At 72.7% G+C, this 20,452-nt stretch carries 20 protein-coding genes; 10 read left to right on the top strand and 10 right to left on the bottom strand.

The genetic code is table 11. The annotated features are described in order from the left end of the window. The first annotated feature begins 85 nt into the window (after positions 1-85). Positions 86-982: a bile acid:sodium symporter family protein gene (locus ACFYVL_RS30520; protein ID WP_389250503.1), complete on the top strand. Its 897-nt coding sequence runs from the start codon at positions 86-88 to the stop codon at positions 980-982. Further along, positions 979-2,940 (top strand): neutral/alkaline non-lysosomal ceramidase N-terminal domain-containing protein, encoded by a 1,962-nt coding sequence (locus tag ACFYVL_RS30515; RefSeq protein WP_389250500.1) that lies wholly within the window; start codon positions 979-981, stop codon positions 2,938-2,940. Before ACFYVL_RS30520 ends, ACFYVL_RS30515 begins: the two co-directional genes overlap by 4 nt. Positions 2,941-3,036: 96 nt before the next feature. On the opposite strand, the gene ACFYVL_RS30510 is transcribed toward ACFYVL_RS30515, so the two are convergent. Continuing rightward, the gene (locus ACFYVL_RS30510; RefSeq protein ID WP_389250498.1) at positions 3,037-4,119 is read right to left on the bottom strand and encodes an NADH:flavin oxidoreductase/NADH oxidase; all 1,083 of its coding nucleotides are present in this window, start codon (positions 4,117-4,119) and stop codon (positions 3,037-3,039) included. Positions 4,120-4,257: 138 nt separating this feature from the next. Between ACFYVL_RS30510 and ACFYVL_RS30505 the strand changes: the two genes are divergently transcribed. After that, positions 4,258-4,602, top strand: coding sequence for an ArsR/SmtB family transcription factor (locus tag ACFYVL_RS30505; protein WP_389250495.1), 345 nt, complete (start codon positions 4,258-4,260; stop codon positions 4,600-4,602). Between the two features lie 40 nt (positions 4,603-4,642). On the opposite strand, the gene ACFYVL_RS30500 is transcribed toward ACFYVL_RS30505, so the two are convergent. Beyond that, entirely contained in the window at positions 4,643-5,992 is a 1,350-nt protein-coding gene (locus tag ACFYVL_RS30500; RefSeq protein WP_389250492.1) for an FAD-dependent oxidoreductase, read from the bottom strand. Between the two features lie 80 nt (positions 5,993-6,072). Continuing rightward, positions 6,073-6,765: a DUF305 domain-containing protein gene (locus ACFYVL_RS30495; protein WP_389250490.1), complete on the bottom strand. Its 693-nt coding sequence runs from the start codon at positions 6,763-6,765 to the stop codon at positions 6,073-6,075. A gap of 176 nt (positions 6,766-6,941) precedes the next feature. Here ACFYVL_RS30495 and ACFYVL_RS30490 point away from each other — a divergent pair, with 176 nt between their 5' ends. Beyond that, positions 6,942-8,432, top strand: coding sequence for an LVIVD repeat-containing protein (locus tag ACFYVL_RS30490; RefSeq protein ID WP_389250488.1), 1,491 nt, complete (start codon positions 6,942-6,944; stop codon positions 8,430-8,432). 51 nt (positions 8,433-8,483) lie between these two features. Here ACFYVL_RS30490 and ACFYVL_RS30485 read toward each other — a convergent pair whose 3' ends face one another. From ACFYVL_RS30485 to ACFYVL_RS30465, 5 genes are all read right to left on the bottom strand, one after another. Next, complete coding sequence (locus ACFYVL_RS30485; protein ID WP_389250486.1) at positions 8,484-9,125, bottom strand: TetR/AcrR family transcriptional regulator; 642 nt, start codon at positions 9,123-9,125, stop codon at positions 8,484-8,486. Positions 9,126-9,323: 198 nt separating this feature from the next. Continuing rightward, the gene (locus tag ACFYVL_RS30480) at positions 9,324-10,025 is read right to left on the bottom strand and encodes an HAD family hydrolase (protein ID WP_389250484.1); all 702 of its coding nucleotides are present in this window, start codon (positions 10,023-10,025) and stop codon (positions 9,324-9,326) included. A gap of 8 nt (positions 10,026-10,033) precedes the next feature. Beyond that, positions 10,034-10,699, bottom strand: a complete 666-nt coding sequence (locus tag ACFYVL_RS30475) for a phosphatase PAP2 family protein (RefSeq protein ID WP_389250482.1) — start codon at positions 10,697-10,699, stop codon at positions 10,034-10,036. A gap of 33 nt (positions 10,700-10,732) precedes the next feature. Beyond that, positions 10,733-11,668, bottom strand: coding sequence for a M56 family metallopeptidase (locus ACFYVL_RS30470; RefSeq protein ID WP_389250480.1), 936 nt, complete (start codon positions 11,666-11,668; stop codon positions 10,733-10,735). A gap of 155 nt (positions 11,669-11,823) precedes the next feature. Further along, positions 11,824-12,405 (bottom strand): DUF5134 domain-containing protein, encoded by a 582-nt coding sequence (locus ACFYVL_RS30465; protein ID WP_389250478.1) that lies wholly within the window; start codon positions 12,403-12,405, stop codon positions 11,824-11,826. A gap of 210 nt (positions 12,406-12,615) precedes the next feature. Between ACFYVL_RS30465 and ACFYVL_RS30460 the strand changes: the two genes are divergently transcribed. After that, positions 12,616-13,164, top strand: coding sequence for a GNAT family N-acetyltransferase (locus tag ACFYVL_RS30460; RefSeq protein ID WP_389250476.1), 549 nt, complete (start codon positions 12,616-12,618; stop codon positions 13,162-13,164). Positions 13,165-13,197: 33 nt separating this feature from the next. Here ACFYVL_RS30460 and ACFYVL_RS30455 read toward each other — a convergent pair whose 3' ends face one another. Continuing rightward, positions 13,198-13,881, bottom strand: coding sequence for a glycerophosphodiester phosphodiesterase (locus ACFYVL_RS30455; protein WP_389250474.1), 684 nt, complete (start codon positions 13,879-13,881; stop codon positions 13,198-13,200). A 288-nt stretch (positions 13,882-14,169) separates the two neighbouring features. After that, positions 14,170-14,898: a PadR family transcriptional regulator gene (locus tag ACFYVL_RS30450; protein WP_389250473.1), complete on the bottom strand. Its 729-nt coding sequence runs from the start codon at positions 14,896-14,898 to the stop codon at positions 14,170-14,172. Between the two features lie 52 nt (positions 14,899-14,950). On the opposite strand from ACFYVL_RS30450, the gene ACFYVL_RS30445 reads away from it, so the two are divergent. The 5 genes from ACFYVL_RS30445 (at position 14,951) to ACFYVL_RS30425 (ending at position 20,452) form a co-directional block, all read left to right on the top strand. Next, positions 14,951-16,072, top strand: a complete 1,122-nt coding sequence (locus ACFYVL_RS30445) for an LLM class flavin-dependent oxidoreductase (RefSeq protein ID WP_389250471.1) — start codon at positions 14,951-14,953, stop codon at positions 16,070-16,072. A 383-nt stretch (positions 16,073-16,455) separates the two neighbouring features. After that, positions 16,456-17,853, top strand: a complete 1,398-nt coding sequence (locus ACFYVL_RS30440; RefSeq protein WP_389250469.1) for a DUF6421 family protein — start codon at positions 16,456-16,458, stop codon at positions 17,851-17,853. A gap of 26 nt (positions 17,854-17,879) precedes the next feature. Then, positions 17,880-18,641, top strand: coding sequence for an SDR family NAD(P)-dependent oxidoreductase (locus ACFYVL_RS30435; protein WP_389250467.1), 762 nt, complete (start codon positions 17,880-17,882; stop codon positions 18,639-18,641). Between the two features lie 38 nt (positions 18,642-18,679). Beyond that, complete coding sequence (locus ACFYVL_RS30430) at positions 18,680-19,774, top strand: threonine aldolase family protein (RefSeq protein ID WP_389250691.1); 1,095 nt, start codon at positions 18,680-18,682, stop codon at positions 19,772-19,774. Between the two features lie 84 nt (positions 19,775-19,858). Beyond that, positions 19,859-20,452 carry a transglutaminase family protein gene (locus tag ACFYVL_RS30425; protein WP_389250465.1) on the top strand — a complete coding sequence of 198 codons (594 nt, stop codon included), beginning with the start codon at positions 19,859-19,861 and terminating at the stop codon, positions 20,450-20,452.

Raw genomic sequence — 20,452 nt, 5'->3', positions numbered from 1 at the left:
CGCCGCCGCGCCCGGCCCGTCCGCCCCACCCGCACGCGGTTCCACCGTCAGGCACCTCGGACCGCCACCGTCAGGGACTCGTCGTATGGGCCTCGCCGCCGTAGCTCTGCCGTTCGCGCTCGCCGTCATCATGCTGGGCCTGGGACTCGGGCTGGCACCCGCCGACTTCCGGCGGGTGCTCGCCCACCCCAGGGCCACCGTCGTCGCCCTCGTCTGCCAGATGCTGCTGCTCCCGGCGGTCTGCTTCGGCCTGGTCGTGGCCTTCGGCCTGTCCCCGGTCCTGGCGACCGGGATGATGCTCGTCGCCGCCTCGCCCGGCGGCACCGCCGCCAACCTCTTCAGCCATCTCTACGGCGGCGACGTCGCCCTCAACATCACCCTCACCGCCGTGAACTCCGTGCTCTCGGTGGTCACCCTGCCCCTCGTCCTCAACCTCTCCGCCCAGCACTTCCTCGGCGACGGCACCGACCTGGGGCTCCAGTTCGGCAAGACCTTCCAGGTGTTCGCCCTCGTCCTGATCCCCGTCGCGCTCGGGATGTACGTCAGATCGCGTGCCCCGCGCCTGGCCGAGCGCGCCGACCGGCCGGTGCGGATCGCCTCGGTGGCGATCCTGGTACTGATCATCGTCGGGGCCTCGCTCCAGGAGCGCGACAGCCTGGGCGGCTACCTGCGCGAACTCGGCCCGGTGTCGCTGGCGCTGCTCGTGTGCAGCCTGTCCGTCGGCTACTGGGTGCCCCGGCTGTGCGGGGTGGAACGCCGGCAGGCGGTCGCCTCCTGCATGGAGATCGGACTGCACAACACCACCCTGGCCATCACCATCGCCCTGGGCATCCTCGGGAGCAGCGAAATGGCCGTCCCCGGCGCCACGTACGGGGTATTGATGTTCTTCGCGGCCGGTGCGGCCGGACTCCTGCTCAGGCGCACCGCACCGACCGCGACCGCGGCACCCGTCACATCCGTACCGGAGAGCGAGCACCCATGAGTCACCTGGCCGGCCGAGGCATCGCCGACATCACCGGGGAGGCCGCCGAGTGCGGCATGCTCGGCTACGGCAAGGCCGGCCAGCAGACCACCGGCATCCACACGCGCCTGCGCGCGCGGGCCTTCGCCCTCGCCGAGGGCACGGCCGCCGGTGACCGCGGGCTGCTCCTGGTGGTCTGCGAACTGCCGCTGATCTCCGGCGGCCTGGTCCAGGAGGTCCTGCGGCGGCTGCCCGAGGGCTGGACCGAGTCCAACGTGATGATCACCGCCACCCACACCCACTGCGGCCCCGGCGGCTACTTCCACCACGCGCTCTACAACAGCAACACCGGCGGCTTCCGCCCCAAGACGTTCGCCGCGATCGTCGACGGCATCACCCAGGCCGCGCTCGCCGCCCTGGACGACCTCGCACCGGCCGAACTCTCGCTGGCCCACGGCGAACTCCACGGCACCAGCGCCAACCGCTCCCGCCGCGCCTTCGAGCGCAACCCCGGGCACGACCGCGCCTGCTTCCCCGAGGCCGTCGACCCGCACACCACCCTGCTGCGCATCACCAGGGACGGCCGGCCCGCGGGTGCCGTGCACTGGTTCCCCGTGCACAACACCAGCATGACCAACACCAACACCCTCATCAGCAGCGACAACAAGGGGTACGCCGCCTACAAGTGGGAGCGGCTGGAGGGCGGCGCCGACTACCTCGGCCCCGAACCCCCCTCCCTGATCACCGCGTTCGCCCAGACCAACGCCGGAGACATGTCCCCGAACCTCAACCTCCGGCCGGGCAGCGGCCCCACCGAGGACGAGTACGAGAACACCCGGATCACCGGCACCCGCCAACAGGAGTCCGCCACCGGCCTGTTCGCCGAAGCCGTCCCGCTCACCGGCCCGCTCGACCACCGGATCACCCACCTCGACCTCTCCCGCACCGAGGTGGGCCCCGAGTTCACCGGCGACGGCCGCGCCCACCGCACCGGCGGTCCCGTCGGGGGTGCGGCGGCCCTCGCGGGCGCCTGGGCCGACGGCCGGGGGTTCGCCGGATTCCGGGAGGGCCGCAACCCGGTCTGGGACGCCCTCTCCCAGCGGGTGATCTACGCCCTGTCGCCCGCCCTGCGCGACGCCCACGCCCCCAAGGCCCTGGTCCTGCCGGCCGGTCCCGTCAACCGGCTGCGGCCGATGGTGCAGGAACGCGTACCGGTGCAGCTCCTGCGCGTCGGGCGGCTGTACCTCCTCGGCATCCCCGGCGAGGTGACCATCGTCGCGGGTCTGCGGCTGCGCCGTACGGTCGCCGGGATCGTCGGCGCCGACCTCGACGACGTCCTCGTCGCGAGCTACAGCAACGGCTACTTCCACTACGTCACCACTCCCGAGGAGTACGACGCCCAGGAGTACGAGGGCGGCAGCACCCTGTTCGGCCGCTGGCAGCTGCCTGCCCTCTGCCAGACGGCTGCGCTGCTGGCCACCGCCCTGCGCGACGGCCGCCCGGTCCGCCGGGGCACCCCCGAGCCGCTGCCCCGGGCCCGCCCCGACCGGCGCACCCCGGCCCGCGAGGAACCGCACCCGGGCCGGGCGTACGGCGACGTGCTGTCCTTCGCCCGCATGGGAAACCGGGTCACCGCCACCTTCGTCGCCGCCCACCCGAACAACGTCCTGCGCAGGGGCGGCACCTACCTCACCGTGGAACGCCGCGAGGGCGGCGGGCAAGCGGGGGACGCGGGGGAGGGGGCCGGGAGCGCGGCACCGGGCACCGCGTCCGGCGGGGAGTGGATCCGGGTGGCCGACGACGGCGACTGGTCGACCACCTTCCGCTGGGCCCGCACCGGCCGCACCACCTCCACGGCCACCCTCACCTGGGCGATTCCCGAGCGTCCGACGCCCGGCGAATACCGCATCCGCTACCACGGGGACAGCGCCGGGAGCGGACCGTTCAGCGGGGCGACGGAACCCTTCGCCGTGCCGTGACCGGCCGGGCCCCTGCCCCGCCGCCCCCTTGCGTCCGGTCCCACCGGCCGGGACCCCTCCCGCCGGCCCCGGCCGGTGCGCGCGTGCCGCGCCGGATCAGACCGAGCGGTGGTACGGCGCGGGGACGTGGACCTCCGCCCCCAGCTCGCGGGCGGCGTGCTGCGCGAAGGACGGGTCGCGCAGCAGTTCCCGGCCGAGCAGGACCGCGTCCGCCTCGCCGTTGGCGACGATCTTCTCCGCCTGCGCGGCCTCGGTGATGAGGCCGACGGCGGCGACCGGCAGCGGGGTCTCCTTCTTGACCCGGGTGGCGAACGGGACCTGGTACCCGGGGCCGGTGGGAATGCGGACCCCGGAGGCGTTGCCGCCGGTGGAGACGTCCAGCAGGTCGACACCGTGCGCGTGGAGGGCCGCGGCGAACCGGACGGTCTCCTCGGCGGTCCAGCCCGCCTCGCCCTCCAGCCAGTCGGTGGCCGAGATGCGGAAGAACAGCGGCTTGTCCTCGGGCCAGACCGCGCGCACCGCGTCCACCACCTCCAGCGGGAAGCGGGTGCGGTTCTCGAACGAGCCGCCGTAGGCGTCGGTGCGCCGGTTGGAGTGCGGGGAGAGGAACTGGCCGATCAGGTAGCCGTGCGCACCGTGGATCTCGGCGACCTCGAAGCCCGCGTCGAGGGCCCGGCGGGCGGCGTCCGCGAACTGCTCCACCACCTCGGCGATCCGGGCCGTGCTCAGTTCGTCGGGGACGGGGTGCCCCTCGGCGAACGGCACGGCGCTGGGCGCCACCGGCTGCCAGCCGTGCTCCTCGGGACCGACCGGGTGGCCGCCCTTCCAGGTGCGCTCGGTGGACGCCTTGCGCCCGGCGTGCGCGATCTGGATGCCGGGCACCGTGCCCTGGGCCTTCAGGAAGGAGGTGATGCGGCGGAACGCCTCGGTCTGGGCGTCGTTCCAGATGCCCAGGTCGTACGGGCTGATCCGGCCCTCGGGGCTGACCGCGGTGGCCTCGGTGAGGACGAGCCCGGTGCCGCCGATGGCCCGCGCGGCGTAGTGCGCGAAGTGCCAGTCCTGCGGAACCCCGGCCAGGGGCCCGTCCGGCAGGGCCGAGTACTGGCACATCGGAGCCATCCAGATCCGGTTCGGGATGGTCAGCTCGCGCAGGGTGATGGGCTGGAAGAGGTTGCTCACAGCGAACTCCGTTCGGGGGAATGCCGGTTGCCGCTAGTACGGTAACCATCGTAGTACGGCATCTGTCAAAATACGAGGAGTCTCGTACTATGCTGGGGAACACCAGGCACCCGTACGCCGAGGAAGAGGGAGTCCGTCATGGCCACCACGGCAGCCGGCAGCCGCGAACTCGCGCACCCCGAACGCGTCGGCATCCGGCTCGAAGGCGTGCTGCACGCCCTGTCCGACCCCATGCGGCTGCTCATCGTCCGCGACCTGGCCGCCGCCGAGTGCGAGCTGGCCTGCTCCGCCTTCGCGCTGCCGGTCTCCAAGTCGACCAGCACCCACCACTTCCGCGTCCTGCGCGAGAGCGGTGTCATCGAGCAGGCCTACCGGGGCACCGCGAAGATGAGCGGGCTGCGCCGGGACGACCTGGAGGAGCTGTTCCCGGGACTGCTGGACGCGGTGCTGGCCGCCGCGGACGCGCAGGCCGGACGCGACTGAAGCGCGGGACCGTCCGGCCGCGGGCGGCTGCCCGGACCCGTCAGGGCCGCACGCCCCGCGCCGCCGCCAGCAGCCCCGCCCAGTCGGCGATCTTCACCGAGCGCCGCCCCAGCGAGGCCCCGAGCGAGGACTCCGCCGCCTCGATCGCCAGCCATCCCGGCCACTCCACCGGCCGCAGCCCCGACTCCCGCAGCACCGCGAGGGGTTCGTCGGCGACCTCGCGCGCGGCCAGCTCGTCCGCGTCGGCGAGCAGCGAGCCCGCGGTCTCCTTGGCGCACGGCCGGTTGGTCCCGATCACTCCCGTCGGCCCGCGCTTGATCCACCCGGCGACGTACTCCCCGGGCGAGGGCGCGTCCGCCCGCAGCACCCGCCCGGCCGTGTGCGGCACCGTCCCGCGCGCCGGGTCGAACGGCAGCCCCGGCACCGGCATCCCCTGGTAGCCGACCGAACGCAGCACCAGCTGCGCCTCGATCTCCTCGTACGACCCCGTCCCGCGCACCCGGCCCGCCCCGTCCGGCACCGTCCGCTCGAACCGCACGGCGGCCACCCGGCCCGCTTCGGCGAGCAGTTCCACCGGCCGCAGATGGAAGCGCAGCCGCAGCACCCGCGCCCGGACCGGCGGCGGCGCGTCGGCCCAGCCGCGCAGCACCTCCACGTTGCGGCGCAGTGCAGTGGGCAGGGCAGAGGGGTCGCCGTACGCGGGGTCCAGGGCGAGTTCGGCGGGCTCCACCGAGACCGAGGCCCGCGGCAGCGCGCCCAGTTCGCGCAGCTCCTTGGTGGTGAACTTGGCCTGCGAGGGGCCGCGCCGCCCCACCATGTGCACCTCGCGCACCGTGGACCCCGACAGCAGGTCCAGGGCGGGCTGCGGCACGTCCGTGGGCAGCAGTTCGGCGGCGCCGCGCGCCAGAACCCGCGCCACGTCCACCGCCACGTTGCCGACCCCGACGACCACCGCCGAGCGCACCCCGAGCGCGAAGCCGCCGGGATCCGCGTCGGGGTGCGCGCTGTACCAGGAGACGAACTCGGTGGCGGAGAAGCTGCCCGGCAGGTCCTCGCCCGGAATGCCGAGCCGGCGGTCGGTGGCCGCGCCGACGCAGTAGACCACCGCGTGGTACAGCTCCAGCAGCCGGTGGGCGGGCAGTTCGGGGGTACCGGCCTCCACGTTGCCCACGAAGGTGATCCGCTCGTGCTCCAGGACGGCGCGCAGCGTGCCCTGGAGGGACTTGATCTTCTCGTGGTCGGGCGCGACCCCGTACCGCACCAGGCCGTACGGACACGGCAGCCGGTCCAGTACGTGCACCCGGACGTCCGGCACGGCGGTCTGCTGGACGAGGGCCTGGGCCGTGTAGACCCCGCTGGGGCCCGACCCGACGACTGCGACGCGAAGCACGGCAAAGCTCCCTCCCGCAGGGCCCTCCAGCATCGCACCGCCGCGGCGGCAGCGGCAGGGGGCGGAGGGAAGGCGGGGAGCTATCGCGGCGGCTGTTCGCCCCGCAGCATCCGTGCCATCCGGTTGATCTCCGTCGTCTGCTGGGCGACCAGGTCCGTCGCCATCTCCTCGATCGTGATGTCGTTCCCGTCGGAGAGCGCGTCGCCGGCCATGGTCAGCGCCCCCTTGTGGTGCGTGATCATCAGCTTCAGGAAGAGCTCGTCGAACGCCTCGCCCCTGGCCGCCCTCAGCTCGGCCAGCTGCTTCTCGGTGGCCATGCCCGCCATCGCCCCGTGGTCGTGCGGCGCCTTCGGCCGCGCCGCCGCCTTGTTGCGGTACTGCCAGCCCTTCATGGCGTCGATCTCCGGGCGCTGGGCGGCGGCGATCCGCTCGGCCAGCTGCTTCACGTTGCGCGCGGAGGCGCGCGAGGGGGCCAGGTCGGTCATGACCAGGGCCTGCGCGTGGTGGGCGATCATCATCTCCGCGTAGTCGAAGTCCGCGGAGTTGGGCCTGTCGACCGGGGCCGCTCTGCGCGCCTCGTCGGGGGAGAGGGTTCGGGCCGGTTCGCCCGGCTTCCCCGGCGCCACCACGGACCCCTCGGCGGGCTTCGCCTTCGGGGCCGGTGCCTCCCCGCCCTCCCCGGCGCAGGCGGACAGTGCGAGCAGGGCGGCGGCGACGAGCGGGACCGTCACACCGAACGTGCGGCGAAGTCCGCTCTGTTGACGGGAAAGCACGGCAACCTCCTGAGACGCACGAGTCAGTTGTTGTACGTCCTAGCACGGTTCCGCACGCGGATGATCAAAAAACTTCATTACATCTGCGTTGCCGTCTGTTGAGATGTACATGAGAAAGAAGATACTCACGGGGTCCCTCAGAAGTTCAACTGCGAACCTAATCAAGGGAGTACGCAGTGTCCTTGTCGACCCACCCCCGAGCCCGCCGGCGCAGACGCCTGGGTGTCGCGGCCGCAGCGGCCGGTCTGTTCGCGACCCTGCTCGCCGCGGGCCCCGCCGCCGCGACCCCCGAGCCGGGCGACACCCCCGCCCAGCGCCGGTCGGCCACCACCGCCCAGCAGGACGAGGCCCGCGAGGCGATCCGCAGCGGCGAGATACCCGGCGTGGACGAGATCGTCCACAGCAAGAACGTCGAACACCTCGCCAACATCCCGAAGGACGCCCTCAAGGGCACCAACTCCGACCTGGCGTTCCAGGGCAAGTACGCCTTCGCCGGCAACTACGACGGCTTCCGCATCTTCGACATCTCCAACCCGAAGAAGCCCCGGTCCGTCGCCCAGGTGCTGTGTCCGGGATCGCAGAACGACATCTCCGTCTCCGGGAACCTGCTCTTCCTCTCCACCGACTCCTCGCGCAGCGACAACTCCTGCTCCAGCACCACGCAGCCCGCGACGGAGAAGTCCTCCTGGGAGGGCATGAAGATCTTCGACATCAGCGACATCCGCAACCCGCGGTACGTCGCCGCCGTCGAGACCGCCTGCGGCTCGCACACCCACACCCTGGTGCCCGAGCGCAAGAACGTGTACGTCTACGTCTCCTCGTACTCGCCGCGCGCGACCTACCCGGACTGCCAGCCCCCGCACGACGGCATCTCGATCATCAAGGTGCCGCGCAACGCGCCGCAGAAGGCCGCGGTCGTCGACTTCCCCGTGCTCTTCCCCGACGGCGGCAACCCCGGCGGCGGCACCGAGAACCCGAACCTCTCCGAGACCACCGGCTGCCACGACATCACCGTGCTGCCCTCGAAGGACCTCGCGGCGGGCGCCTGCATGGGCGACGGCATCCTCTTCTCCATCAAGGACCCGGAGAAGCCCAAGGTCATCGACCGCGTCCAGGACAACACCAACTTCGCGTTCTGGCACTCGGCGACCTTCAACGAACGCGCCGACAAGGTCGTCTTCACCGACGAGCTCGGCGGCGGCTCCGGCGCCACCTGCAACGCGGAGATCGGCCCCAAGCGCGGTGCCAACGGCATCTACGAGATCAAGGGCCACGGCGACAAGCGCAAGCTCTCCTTCAAGAGCTACTACAAGATCGACCGCCACCAGGCGCCCACCGAGAACTGCGTCGCCCACAACGGCTCGCTGATCCCGGTCCCCGGCCGCGACATCATGGTCCAGGCCTGGTACCAGGGCGGCGTCTCGATCTGGGACTTCACCAACTCCTCGCAGCCCAGGGAGATCGGCTACTTCGAGCGCGGCCCGCTCTCCGCGACCGAGAACATCACCGGCGGAGCCTGGTCGGCGTACTACTACAACGGCTTCATCTACGCCAATGACATGGCCAAGGGCTTCGACGTGCTGAAGATCGACGACCGGCGCACCGACCCGGCCAAGCGGGTGCGGCTGCACGAGCTCAACACGCAGACCCAGCCCGACTACCTCTGACCGGCCCGCTCCGGCGCCACCCCTGCCGACCGGCGGCCGACCGGCCGCCGGTCACGGCGTCGCAGCGGCCCTCGCCGTCCCGGTGCCGCCGGGCGGACCCCCGTCCGGCGGCACCCCCATCTCCCACTCCAGCCCGTACCGCTGGAACAGCTCCGCCCGCAGCCGGGCCAACGGCATCGGCGCACCGGGCAGCAGCAGCGCGAACACCGCGCCCATCAGCAGCGCCCGCAGCAACGGGTAAGCGGATTCGGGGTCCTCCGCGCCGTACCGCCGCACCGCCCCCTTCAGCACCTCCGCCAGCTGCCGCTGCTCGGGGCACTGCACGAAGCCCTCGGCCTGGAGGATGCCCGCCATGTGCGTGCGCATCAGCACCGGGCGCTCGTGCGCGAGACCCAGCACCGCGTCCACCGCCCGCGCCAGGACCTCGGGCCCCTCGGCCGGCTGCGGCTCGCGCTCCAGCGCCGCGCGGATCGTCAGATGCATCAGCCGGTGCACCGCGGACTGCAGCAGCTGCCGCTTGCCGGGGAAGTAGTACGAGACCAGACCGCGCGCGGAACCGGCCCGGTCCGCGATGTCGCCCAGGGTGGTCGCCTCGTAACCGCGCTCGCCGACCAGCTCCACCGTGGCCCGCAGGATCCGCTCGCGGGAACGACGCCGCAATTCTTCATTGACCGAGGCGCTGCGCGGGGACATCCTGTAACTCCTGCGTTGACTGGCTGCGAGCCAATATACTCAGTGCGGCTCCGTTTCCCCCTTCCGCAGGCGGTGGCGGACGCCCGGCACTGCCGTTTTGGGCGACGCGGGGGATCGCCCAAAACGGCAGACGCACGTGGGCCCCGGGAGGTCTCCTCCCGGGGCCCACGTCCGTCCGCGGCCGGTGGCCGGACCGGCTCAGCCGACCAGCCCGAGCACCGGCCGCAGCCCGTCCGGGCGCTCCTCGACGGGCAGGTGGTCCACGAAGTGCACGGCGCAGCCCACCGCGGCGGCCCCGCCGTCGGCACGCCGGTCGTCGCCCACCATCAGGACGTGCGCCGGATCCTGCCCCACCGCCTCGCAGGCCGCGCGGAACAGCCGCGGGTCCGGCTTCTGCACGCCGTGCTCGTACGACAGGACGTAGGCGTCGACGTACCGGTCGAGGCCGTGCTCGCGGAACACCGGACGCAGGTCCCACCCGATGTTGCTGACCACCGCGACCGCCACCCCGCGCCCGTGCAGCGCCGCCAGCACCTCGGCGGTGTCGGGGTAGGGCTGCCAGGCGGCCGGCGCCATGTGGCGTGCGTACAGCTCGTCGTGGAGGGCGTCGTCCGGCAGTTCCACCCGGCGCGAGAGCCCGGTGTACGCGGCCCGGTGCCGCCGCGTGCTCTCGTCGCGGGTGGCCCACAGCTCGGCCAGGGCGGGCGGCACCACGCGCGGTTCGCTGCCGCCGGGCAGCGCGCCCGCGTCCGCCAGCAGGCCCGCGTACCGCTCCAGTTCCGCGTCGGACAGCGACAGGGCGGGCGAACGGGCCGCCAGCACCGCGGACAGCCAGGTGCGGGGCGGCTCGATGCGCAGCAGGGTGCCGGAGAAGTCGAAGAGCACGGCTTTGACAGTCATGGCGGTGATCATTCCCGGGCGGCGGTCCGGTACGCGTAAAGGGCCGCCGACAGCAGCACCAGGGCGGCCCCGAGCAGCCAGCCGCCGAGCACGTCGGTGAACCAGTGCACTCCCAGGTACAGCCGGGTCAGGCCGACGCCCAGCACCGACACCGCACCCACCACCAGCAGCGCGGTGCGGGCCGCGCGTCCCGCCCCGTGCAGCCGCAGCAGCCACAGCAGCAGACCGAAGGAGACCGCGGCGGTCATCGCGTGACCGGAGGGGAAGGCCGCGTAGTGCGCGGAATCCACCGGGTCGGGCCACTGCGGACGCTCCCGCCCCACCGCCCACTTGAAGAACTGCTGCACCAGCGCGCTCGCGACGGTCGCCACCGCGATCCACACCGCGAGCAGCCGCTCGCCACGCAGCAGCAGCCACCCGAAGACCAGCGCCATCACCAGGCGGAACGTCCAGGGGTCCCAGATCCAGTCGGAGAGGATCCGGTTGGCCCGGGTCGTCGCGGGATCGTCGACCGCCAGCCGGTGCAGCCCGTTCGCCACGTCACCGTCCAGGCCGATCAGCGGGCCCCAGCGGGCGGCGACCAGGACGAGCAGCACGGCGAACAGGGCGGTGCACACGGCACCCGCGAGGAGGGGCGTGGGACGGGCGGAAGGGCCGGGACCGGGGGAGCGCATGGAGTGATCCTTGCCGACCCGCGGCCGATCAAGCTATCCCAGCGCGCTGAGTCCGGGCACGAATGCCACCACCAGCGGCACCACGGGCACCAGCGCGCACGCCGCCGTCAGCCGCAGCCGGCGGCCGGGACTGAGCCGCGGCACCGGCGACAGCAGCCGGTTCACCCGCTGCGGAAGCCCGGCGTCCGGCGAGGAGGCGGGGCCGAACACCCCGCGGTGCTCGTTCAGTTCGACCAGCGCGAGCGCGGTCGTCAGCCGCCCGTAGCGCTTGGACGCCATGTCGTCGGCGGCCAGTTCGACCAGGTGGTGCATCTCGTCGCGGAACGCGGCGAACACCGGAATCCGCGGAAAGCCCTCGGCCAGCGCACCCGAGCAGTGCAGCAGCCAGTCGTGCCGGGCCCGCGCGTGCCCCTGCTCGTGGGCGACGACCGCGTCCAGCTGGCGCCCCTTGAGCCGGCGCAGCGCCGCCGTCGTGATGACCAGCCGGGGTTCGGTGCCGGGCAGCCACCGGGCGTCCGGGTGCTCCCCCTCCAGTACCACCAGGCGCTCCTCGCCGGGCTCCTCGCCGGGCAGCGCGGGGGCGCGGACGAGCAGCTCGGCACGGTGCTGCCTGCGCCGGGTGCGGGCCCGGTGGATCTCCCGGGTGAGCATCGCGCCCGTCCACACCCCGCAGCCCGCGAGCACCACGGCGAGCACGGCGGCCCACGGGCCGCTCGCGCTCAGGGCGTACGCCTCGACGACGCCGTGCGGGGCGGAGGCGAAGACGTGGCCCCGGACCAACTGCCAGGCGGCGGCGGCGCTGAAGGTCATCGCGAGCGCGAAGCACAGCAGGACGGCGCCCACCACGCACTGCCACATCCACAGGGCGACCACGGGTTCCCGCTCCCGCCAGGAGGTCGCCGCCAGCAGCCGCGGAGCGACGACGGCGGTCAGCAGGCCGAGTACCAGCAGCGCCAGGGAGACCGTCATGGGCCCAGCCTATGAGGGCGGCCCCACGGCGCGGTACGGCCCCGGGCGGGGAGTGACGTACGACTCACCGCGGGCCCGTCCGCGCGGCGGACACCGGCCGCCAGGGGCGCGGGCCGGCCCGGGGCAAGCCCGTCGCAAAGGGGCGAAGCGGGCTGTCAGAGCGTGAGCAGCATGGTGAGCATGCCCAGCGCCATCGACAGCCGGCAGGCCTGTGCCAGCTCCGGGCGGGCGCCCCAGGCCAGCGTCCCGCCGCCGGGAGCGGCTGCCGCGGGCACCGGGAGCAGCCGGGCCCCCACTCTCAGTACGTAGAGCGCGTAGTACACCAGCAGTGCCCCGGTGAGCAGCGGCAGCCCGCCCGCCGCCCCGTGCCCGGTGTGCCCGCCGCCGGCGCCCGGTCCCATGGCCACCGCCATGTACACCATCGCCACCGAGCCGATCAGATGGTGCGTCCCGTGCGCGTGCGCGGCCGGCGCGCCGCTCGGGCGCCCCGGCAGCAGAGCGCCCCGCGCCCACCACAGCGCCCGCAGCGCCGCCGCGCCGAACACCACCGCGTACACCGCCCAGCTCCACGCGGGCGGCGCGAACACGGCGGCGGGCACCGCCATCACCGCCATCCCCACACCCATCAGTGCCTCGCCGCGGGCCGCCCCGCGCTGCTCGGCGGGCCCGCTGCGCACCCGCAGCAGGCAGTACGCACTCGTCAGGCCGCACAGTGCCACCAGTAGCCAGCCGGACATCGCCGGTCCGTGCACGGTGTCCCTCCCCGATCGGATACGTCACGACTTGTCGACACGTCGAGTCATTGATGCCCGGGACGGCCCCGGCACACGCACGCGCAAGGGCACACGGGGGGGAGCACGCGGCCCGCGCTAGGGTCGAGCGGTCCGCCGCCGCACCACGACGCGCCGCACGGCCGGCCCGTCGCCGCAAGGAGAGAACCGCCCCTCATGAACACCACTTCGCACCCGGCCCCCGGGGAACTCGTCTTCCGTGACGCCGCCGAACCCGACGTGCCGGCCCTGGCCGACCTCGTGGAGTCGGCCTACCGGGGCGACAGCAGCCGCACGGGCTGGACGTCCGAGGCGGACATCCTGGAGGGGCAGCGCACCGACCACGCGGGCGTGCGCGCCGTCATCACCGCCCCCGGCAGCGTGCTGGTCGTCGTCGAACGCGACGGCACCCTCGTCGCCTGCTGCCAGCTCGAACACCGCGGCGAGGCCGCCTACTTCGGCATGTTCGCGGTGCGCCCCGGCCTCCAGGGCGGCGGCCTGGGCCGGGTCGTCCTGGCGGAGGCCGAGCGCCGGGCGAAGGAGGAATGGGGGGTGCGGGAGATGCAGATGAAGGTGATCTCGGTACGCGACGACCTCATCGCCTGGTACGAGCGCCGCGGCTACCGCCGTACGGGACGGATGACCCCCTTCCCGTACGGCGACGAGCGCTTCGGCCTCCCGCAGCGCGACGACCTCCGGTTCGAGCTGCTGCTCAAGGACATCTGAGGAGCGGGGACCGGCTGCGGGGCGGCCGGCGCGTCAGGCCATGAAGCGGCCGGTCCTGCGGATCTCCGGGGAGTCCGTGGTCACGCCGTCCAGCTCCAGCGCGCGGGCCACCCGCAGCTCGTCCGGGGTGTTCACCACCCAGCCGATCACCCGCAGCTTCTCGGCGTGCGCGCGGCGGACGGTCTCCAGGGTGAGCCGCTGGATGTCCAGGACGAGGGCGCCCGCCCCGGCGGCCAGGGCGCGCTCGACCACCTCGGGCCCGTAGAACTCGGCGACCAGCGCGGTCCGCGCCTCCGGCACCAGGGCGGAGACCCGCGCCAGCGCCTCGTCGTGGAACGACAGCACCTCCACGCGCCCGACCAGGTCGCGCCGGCGCATGACCTCGGCCAGGGCCGTGGCCGCGGCCACGTCCTTGATCTCGGCCTGGAGCGGGGCCGAGACCGCGTCCAGTACTTCTTCGAACAGCGGGATCCGCTGGCCGCCGCCCGCGTCGAGGGTGCGCAGCTCGGCGAGGGTCATCGTGGAGATCGCACCGTGCCCGTCGGTGGTGCGGTCGACCTCGGCGTCGTGCATGACGACGAGTGCGCCGTCCTTGCTCAGATGAAGATCGAGTTCGATGACGTCCATGCCCGCCTGCTGGGCGTGGAGGAAGGAGCTCAGGGTGTTCTCGGGCTCGACACCCATGACTCCGCGATGACCGATGGTGAGGAAAGGCAAGGCGATCTCGCTTTCGTCGACGGCGGCTCAAAGCGACTCGGAACTTTCGCGCGTGGACTCCGGAAAGCCTAACGGCCCGCCTCCGCAACGGAACCCGGCTGACGTGCGGAAGTGGAATCCTCGCTCTGGACGTTCGCGATTCCCAGGATCAGAGCGGTGACGAGGGCGGCGAGAAGGATGGCGCGCATGCTCACGGGGGACGGCTCCAGGCACATGGGGGGGAGTGGGGCGGTACGTAGGACAGGGTGGGACCGTCCTACCGCCGCGCGGTGTCCTCTTGGCCTTCCGTCACCCGTCCGTGGGCGTGTGGGAAGGGAGTTGACGGAAGGTACACGGATCGCCCGGGGGACCGCCGGGCCCCGCTCCTTCGGCCGCCCCGTGCGGATCCGACCGCTCGGCCGTCTCCCGGGCGGCCTCCGTCCGGGGCAGGTCCGCCAGGTCCGCCAGCATCTCCCGGGCCAGTTCCAGTTCCGCCAGGTGCTGCCGTTCCGCCCAGCGCAGCGCCACCCGCGGATGCGCCCAGTCCGCCACCCCCCGCGTGCGCTCGCGCGCCTCGCGCACCTGGGCCAGTTCGCCCTCGGTGCGCGCGATGTGGTCCTCGACGCGGGCGCGCAGCCGGGCGGGGTCCGCGAGGTGGCCGAGCCAGACCCGCAGCAGCAGCGGATGCTTCAGCACGGGCACCTCGGCGCCGCCGGCGCCGTCGGCCCACCGGGCGAGCGCCGCGCGGCCCGCCCCCGTGATCGCGTAACTCCGTCTGACGCGCGGCTCCTCGGGGCTCGAACGCCGGGAGGTGACGTACGCCAGGGTCTCCAGCCGGCGCAGTTCCGCGTAGATCTGGCTGATCGCCGGTGACCAGTAGAAGAAGCGCAGCGAGGAGTCCGCCCACTTCTTCAGCTCGTACCCGGTGCGCTCGCCCGGGAAGGACAGCAGCCCCAGCACGGCCCAGGCGGTCGGCGGGAGCGGGGGAAGCGCGTCGTGCCGTGCGTCTTGCCTCTTCGGGACCTGACGACTAGTCATATGACGAATTGAAGTAAGGGCGGAGCACGGAAATCAACCCCCTGGAGGGGCCGTGAAATTCTCAGTCGTCTTCGAGGCCCAGCTGGCCGACCCCACCCCCGAGCGCGAGCACCAGGTCATCCACGACAGCGTCGAACAGGCGGTGCTCGCCGAACGGATGGGGTTCGACCGCGTCTGGGCCGTCGAGCACCACTCCCTCAAGTGGTACGCCCACATGTCCGCACCCGAGGTGTTCCTCTCCTACGTCGCGGCCAGGACCTCGACCATCCGGCTCGGCCACGGCGTCGTCTGCATGCCGTTCGCCTTCAACCACCCCGCGCGGGTGGCCGAGCGGGCCGCCATGCTCGACCTGCTCTCCGGGGGCCGGCTCGACCTCGGCGCCGGGCGCGGCGGCACCGTGCAGGAGACCTCGCTGTGCGGCGTCGACCGCGACCGTACGACCCAGGAGGTGGAGGAGGCGCTGCGGATCATCGGCAGGGCCTGGCAGCAGGAGGAGCTGGAGTACCACGGCGAACTCCTCGACATCGGCCCGCACCCGATCCTGCCGCGCCCCCGCCAGCGCCCGCACCCGCCGCTGTTCCTCGCGTGCAGCCGCGCCGAGACCCTCGTGCGGGCCGCCGAACTCGGCGTCGGCGCACTGGTGATGGGCTTCGCGGGACCGGAGGCGATCGCCGGGATGCGGCAGGCCTACGACGCGGCGCGCGCGGCCCGCGGCGACACGCGCTTCGTGTCCACCGTGGTCAACGACCACTTCTCGGTGCTCTGCCCGACCCTCGTCCTGGACGACGGCGAGCGGGCCCGCGCCGTCGGGCTGCGCGGCCAGCGCTTCTTCGCCCAGGCCATCGGCCACTGGTACGGCGGCACGGGCATCCCCGACGAGGCCGTCGTGGCGGGCGCCGACGAGGCGGCCGAACTGGGCAGGGCCGCCGAGCAGGTGGTGGCCCGGCTGCACGAGCAGCGCATCCCGGTGCGCCCCACCGCGACCGCCACCTTCCACGGCGACCACGCCTACGGCACCGCCGACGACGCCATCGCCTACGTGGAGCGGCTGCGGGAGGCGGGCGCCGACGAGGTCATGTGCCTGATCCAGATGGGCACCGTCCCGCAGGAGGCGTGCCTGGAGACGCTGCGGCAGTGGGGCGAGAAGGTCATCCCGCACTTCCGGCGGGGGTGAGCGTGCCGGCGCGGTGGGCGCGGCGTCTCGGACCGGAGAGTTCCGGTAGCCGGCCCGCGGAGCATCCGTACCGCGGATCGGGATCCGCCCCGCGCCGGTCGGAGGGCATACGCCTCCGCTTTGCGGGAAGCAGGGTCAGGGTCGCCGCGCGGCCCTTCCCGGCGATGTTCCACGGGTTCTCGGGGCGCACCGGAACATGGGTGCGCCCCCGCACCACCATGGCCTCCGTCACCGGAGCCATCGCCGCTGGCGGGGTGTCTCACAGGAAGACTTCCGGTGATCTGGGGGGTGGCGCAGGATAATTTATCCCTGTACCTCTTGTGCGGGAGAACCACGCGTGGATACGGTTTCTTGACGCGAGGTTCTCCCGTGGAGGAAGTGACATGACGCAAAATCTGGTGCAGGACGTTGCAGGTGCAGGCATAGCGGAGGCCTCGCGGGTGATCGACCACCCGGCCTGGGGGGCCCTGAAGGGCTCCGTCGAGGAGATCCGCCCCTGGCAGTCCGCCGACGGCTCCATCGACCTCGGGGCCGAGGGCGCCCCGGCCCGCAGCGCCGTCGACGCGGTGCTCGACCGGGTGATCGCCGCCATCGCCGACCTCTCCCCGCTGCTGCCGCACGACGCGGCCTACCACCGGGCGCTCGCGGCAGACCTGCGCGCCTGGTCCGAGTCCGGATTCGGGGTCCCCGACTTCCTCGACTCGCTGCTCGCCTTCCAGCCCGCCCAGTCGCGCGCCGACGGCCTCCAGCACCTCGTCGTCTTCCCGATGTACACCCAGAACGGCAACCCGGACCGCAACCTCGAAGCGGTCGTGCTGCGCATGGTGTGGCCCGAGTGGCTGGCCGAACTGGAGCGCACGCGCTACGACAACCCGCTGTTCTGCGGCATCACCTTCGAGGACTTCACCTCGGGCTACGACACCAACTCCGCCGTGCTCTTCCCGGAGACCATCGCCGTGCGCCAGGCGCCGGAACGGTTCACCTGGGGCGGCATCTTCTGCGACCGCGAGGCGGCCCGCTTCCGCGCGGTCACCGACGAGGCGGTGCGCGTGCTCGGCCTCGACCTGCCGGACGACATCCGTGCGATGGTCGCCGACCAGGACCGCTGCCAGCAGGCGTTCGTCCTGTGGGACATGGTCCACGACCGCACGCACAGCCACGGCGACCTGCCCTTCGACCCCTTCATGATCAAGCAGCGCCAGCCGTTCTGGATGTACGGGCTCGAAGAGCTGCGCTGCGACCTCACCGCCTTCAAGGAGGCCGTGAAGCTGGAGGCCGACGGCGTCGAGCAGGGCCGCGACGTGCAGTACGCGGTGCTCTTCGACCGGATGTTCCGCTTCCCGGTCACCGGCGAGCGGGTCCGCAACTACGACGGCCTCGGCGGCCAGCTGCTCTTCGCGTACCTCCACAAGCACGACGTGGTGCGCTGGACCGACAACACGCTCAAGATCGACTGGGAGCGGGCCCCGCAGGTCACCAACCAGCTCTGCGGCGAGATCGAGGACCTGTACCGGGCGGGCATCGACCGCCCCAAGCTGGTGCACTGGTTCGCCGCGTACGACCTGGTCGCGACGTATCTCGCCCCGCACCCGGGCTCCCGCTGGGCCAAGGGCCCCGACGCCCTGGACCTGTCGCTGCCGCCGCGGAAACTGGTCGACGACGTGCTTCCGGACGAGTTTCCGCTGAGCATGTTCTATGAGGCGCTTTCCAAGAAGCTCAAGAGCGTGATCGCCTCCACCAAGGGCATCACCGCGGCGGGCGCCGAGCGGGTGGCCGCGTGAGCTCCCGCGCCGAGGAGGCGACCGTCATGAACGCAGTCAACGCTCCCGAGGGACCCCTCGACGGAGCGGTCGTCGCGGTCGCGGGAGCGGCCGGACCGGCCGGCCGGGCCACCCTGCTGCGGCTCGCCGAGGCCGGGGCCACCGTGGTCGGTGCCGACGCGGACGCCGCCCGCCTCGCCGAGGCCGTGGACGCCGCCCGGTACGCGCACGGCGGCGCCACCGTCACCGGCGACACCGTCGACCTGCTGGACCTGGACGCCACCCGCGAGTGGGCGGACAAGACCGAGAAGGAGTTCGGCCGGATCGACGGCATGGTCCACCTCGTCGGCGGCTGGCGGGGCTCGGCGTCCTTCGCGGAGACCGACCTGGCCGACTGGGACCTGTTGGAGAAGCTGCTGATCCGCACCGTGCAGCACACCTCGCTCGCCTTCCAGGGCGGACTCCAGCGCAGCGACCGCGGCCGTTACCTGCTGATCAGCGCCGCGGGTGCCTCGAAGCCGACCGCGGGCAACGCCGCGTACGCCGCCTCCAAGGCCGCCGCCGAGGCCTGGACGCTGGCCCTCGGCGACGCCTTCCGCAAGGCCGGGGGCGAGGACGGGCCGCGCACCGCTGCTGCCATCCTGGTGATCAAGGCACTGGTGCACGACGCGATGCGCGCCGAGCGCCCGAATGCGAAGTTCGCGGGCTTCACGGACGTCACGGAACTGGCCGACGCCATCGCCGGGGTCTGGGAGAAGTCCGCATCCGAAGTGAATGGACAGCGCCTGTGGCTGACCCCCAAGCCGTGACCACGACGACCACGGTGACGACCACGACCACCACCTCAGTGACCACGGAGGGACCCGCCGACCCGCCCGGGACGGACGCGCGGCGCCGCCACGACCCGTCGGTGCGGGGCTTCGCCAGCGACAACTACGCGGGCGCGCACCCCGAGGTGCTGGCCGCGCTCGCCCTCGCCAACGGCGGCCACCAGGTCGCCTACGGCGAGGACGACTACACCGCCCACCTCCAGCAGGTGATCCGCTCCCACTTCGGCCCCACCGCCGAGGCGTTCCCCGTCTTCAACGGCACCGGCGCGAACGTGGTCGCCCTCCAGGCGCTCACCGACCGCTGGGGTGCGGTGATCGCCGCCGAGAGCGCCCACATCAACGTGGACGAGGGCGGCGCCCCGGAGAAGATGGGCGGCCTCAAGCTGCTCACCGTGCCCACCCCGGACGGCAAGCTCACCCCCGAGCTGATCGACCGGCAGGCCTTCGGCTTCGACGACGAGCACCGGGCCATGCCCCAGGTCGTCTCGATCACCCAGAACACCGAGCTGGGCACCGTCTACACGGTCGAGGAGATACGGGCGATCTGCGACCACGCCCACCAGCACGGCATGAAGGTGCACCTGGACGGAGCGCGCATCGCCAACGCCGCGGCCGCCCTCGACGTCCCCATGCGCGCCTTCACCAACGCCGTCGGCGTCGACATGCTGTCGTACGGCGGCACCAAGAACGGCATGCTCTTCGGCGAGGCCGTCGTCGTGCTGAACCCGGACGCGGTGCGGCCGACGGCGATGAAGCGGCTGCGCAAGTCGTCGATGCAGCTCGCCTCGAAGATGCGCTTCGTCTCCGTGCAGCTGGAGGCGCTGCTCGCCCGCGACCTGTGGCTGCGCAACGCCCGGCACGCCAACGCGATGGCCCAGCGGCTCGCGGCGGGCGTGCGCGGCGTCGACGGCGTCGAGGTCCTCTACGAGGTGCAGGCCAACGCCGTGTTCGCGCGCCTGCCGCACGAGGTGAGCGAGCGGCTCCAGAAGCGCTTCCGGTTCTACTTCTGGGACGAGGCGGCCGGTGACGTGCGCTGGATGTGCGCGTTCGACACGACCGAGGACGACGTGGACGCCTTCGTCCAGGCGCTCAAGGAGGAGATGGCGCGCTGACCGCCACCCCACCAACTGCATAGGTATGCGATCGACCGTAAAGATATTGACTCGCGGTCGGTCGCATTCCTATGCTCCGGACCCATGGAACCGATCCAGCAAAACCCGGACCTGTCCGCCTACTTGGCGGCCGACGAAGTCATCGACCACCATCATCCGCAGGTACGGGAGACGGCCGCCCGCCTCGCCAAGGAGTCGGCGGACTCGTATGCCTATGCCCGCGCCGCCTATGAGTTCGTGCGCGACACCGTCCCGCACTCGGCGGACTCCGGGGACCTCCGCGTCACCTGGCGCGCCTCCGACGTCCTCGCGGCGCGCACCGGCATCTGCCACGCCAAGGCGCACGCCCTGACGGCGCTGCTGCGCGCCGAGGACATCCCGACGGCGCTCTGCTACCAGCGGCTGGAGTACGACGGGCCGAGCGGCCACTGCGTCCACGGCCTCGTCGCCGTACGGCTGCGCGGCGCGTGGCACCGGCAGGACTGCCGGGGGAACAAACCCGGGGTGGACGCGCAGTTCTCGCTCGACGGGGAGCGGCTGGCCTGGGTGCCGAACGCGGAGCGCGGCGAGGCGGACCACCCCGTCCTGTACGCCGCGCCCCACCCGGACGTGCTGGCCGTGATGCGCGGCGCGTCCGACCGGCGGCAGCTCTGGGACGCGCTGCCGAACTCGCTCTGA

The sequence above is a fragment of the Streptomyces sp. NPDC004111 genome, assembly GCF_042874215.1.
GTDB lineage: Bacteria > Actinomycetota > Actinomycetes > Streptomycetales > Streptomycetaceae > Streptomyces.
The sequence above is the reverse complement of the archived record's forward strand: the minus strand, read 5'-3'. Positions and strand labels throughout refer to the sequence as shown.

Excerpts from the sequence above, each read along its gene's own strand:
- ACFYVL_RS30505 (WP_389250495.1), top strand. The coding sequence starts at position 4,258 with ATGGCCACCACGGCAGCCGGCAGCCGCGAACTCGCGCACCCCGAACGC.
- ACFYVL_RS30450 (WP_389250473.1), bottom strand. The coding sequence starts at position 14,898 with ATGACTAGTCGTCAGGTCCCGAAGAGGCAAGACGCACGGCACGACGCG.
- ACFYVL_RS30475 (WP_389250482.1), bottom strand. The coding sequence starts at position 10,699 with ATGCGCTCCCCCGGTCCCGGCCCTTCCGCCCGTCCCACGCCCCTCCTC.
- ACFYVL_RS30435 (WP_389250467.1), top strand. The coding sequence starts at position 17,880 with ATGAACGCAGTCAACGCTCCCGAGGGACCCCTCGACGGAGCGGTCGTC.
- ACFYVL_RS30470 (WP_389250480.1), bottom strand. The coding sequence starts at position 11,668 with ATGACGGTCTCCCTGGCGCTGCTGGTACTCGGCCTGCTGACCGCCGTC.
- ACFYVL_RS30425 (WP_389250465.1), top strand. The coding sequence starts at position 19,859 with ATGGAACCGATCCAGCAAAACCCGGACCTGTCCGCCTACTTGGCGGCC.
- ACFYVL_RS30465 (WP_389250478.1), bottom strand. The coding sequence starts at position 12,405 with ATGTCCGGCTGGCTACTGGTGGCACTGTGCGGCCTGACGAGTGCGTAC.
- ACFYVL_RS30520 (WP_389250503.1), top strand. The coding sequence starts at position 86 with ATGGGCCTCGCCGCCGTAGCTCTGCCGTTCGCGCTCGCCGTCATCATG.
- ACFYVL_RS30460 (WP_389250476.1), top strand. The coding sequence starts at position 12,616 with ATGAACACCACTTCGCACCCGGCCCCCGGGGAACTCGTCTTCCGTGAC.
- ACFYVL_RS30515 (WP_389250500.1), top strand. The coding sequence starts at position 979 with ATGAGTCACCTGGCCGGCCGAGGCATCGCCGACATCACCGGGGAGGCC.
- ACFYVL_RS30485 (WP_389250486.1), bottom strand. The coding sequence starts at position 9,125 with ATGTCCCCGCGCAGCGCCTCGGTCAATGAAGAATTGCGGCGTCGTTCC.
- ACFYVL_RS30480 (WP_389250484.1), bottom strand. The coding sequence starts at position 10,025 with ATGACTGTCAAAGCCGTGCTCTTCGACTTCTCCGGCACCCTGCTGCGC.
- ACFYVL_RS30440 (WP_389250469.1), top strand. The coding sequence starts at position 16,456 with ATGACGCAAAATCTGGTGCAGGACGTTGCAGGTGCAGGCATAGCGGAG.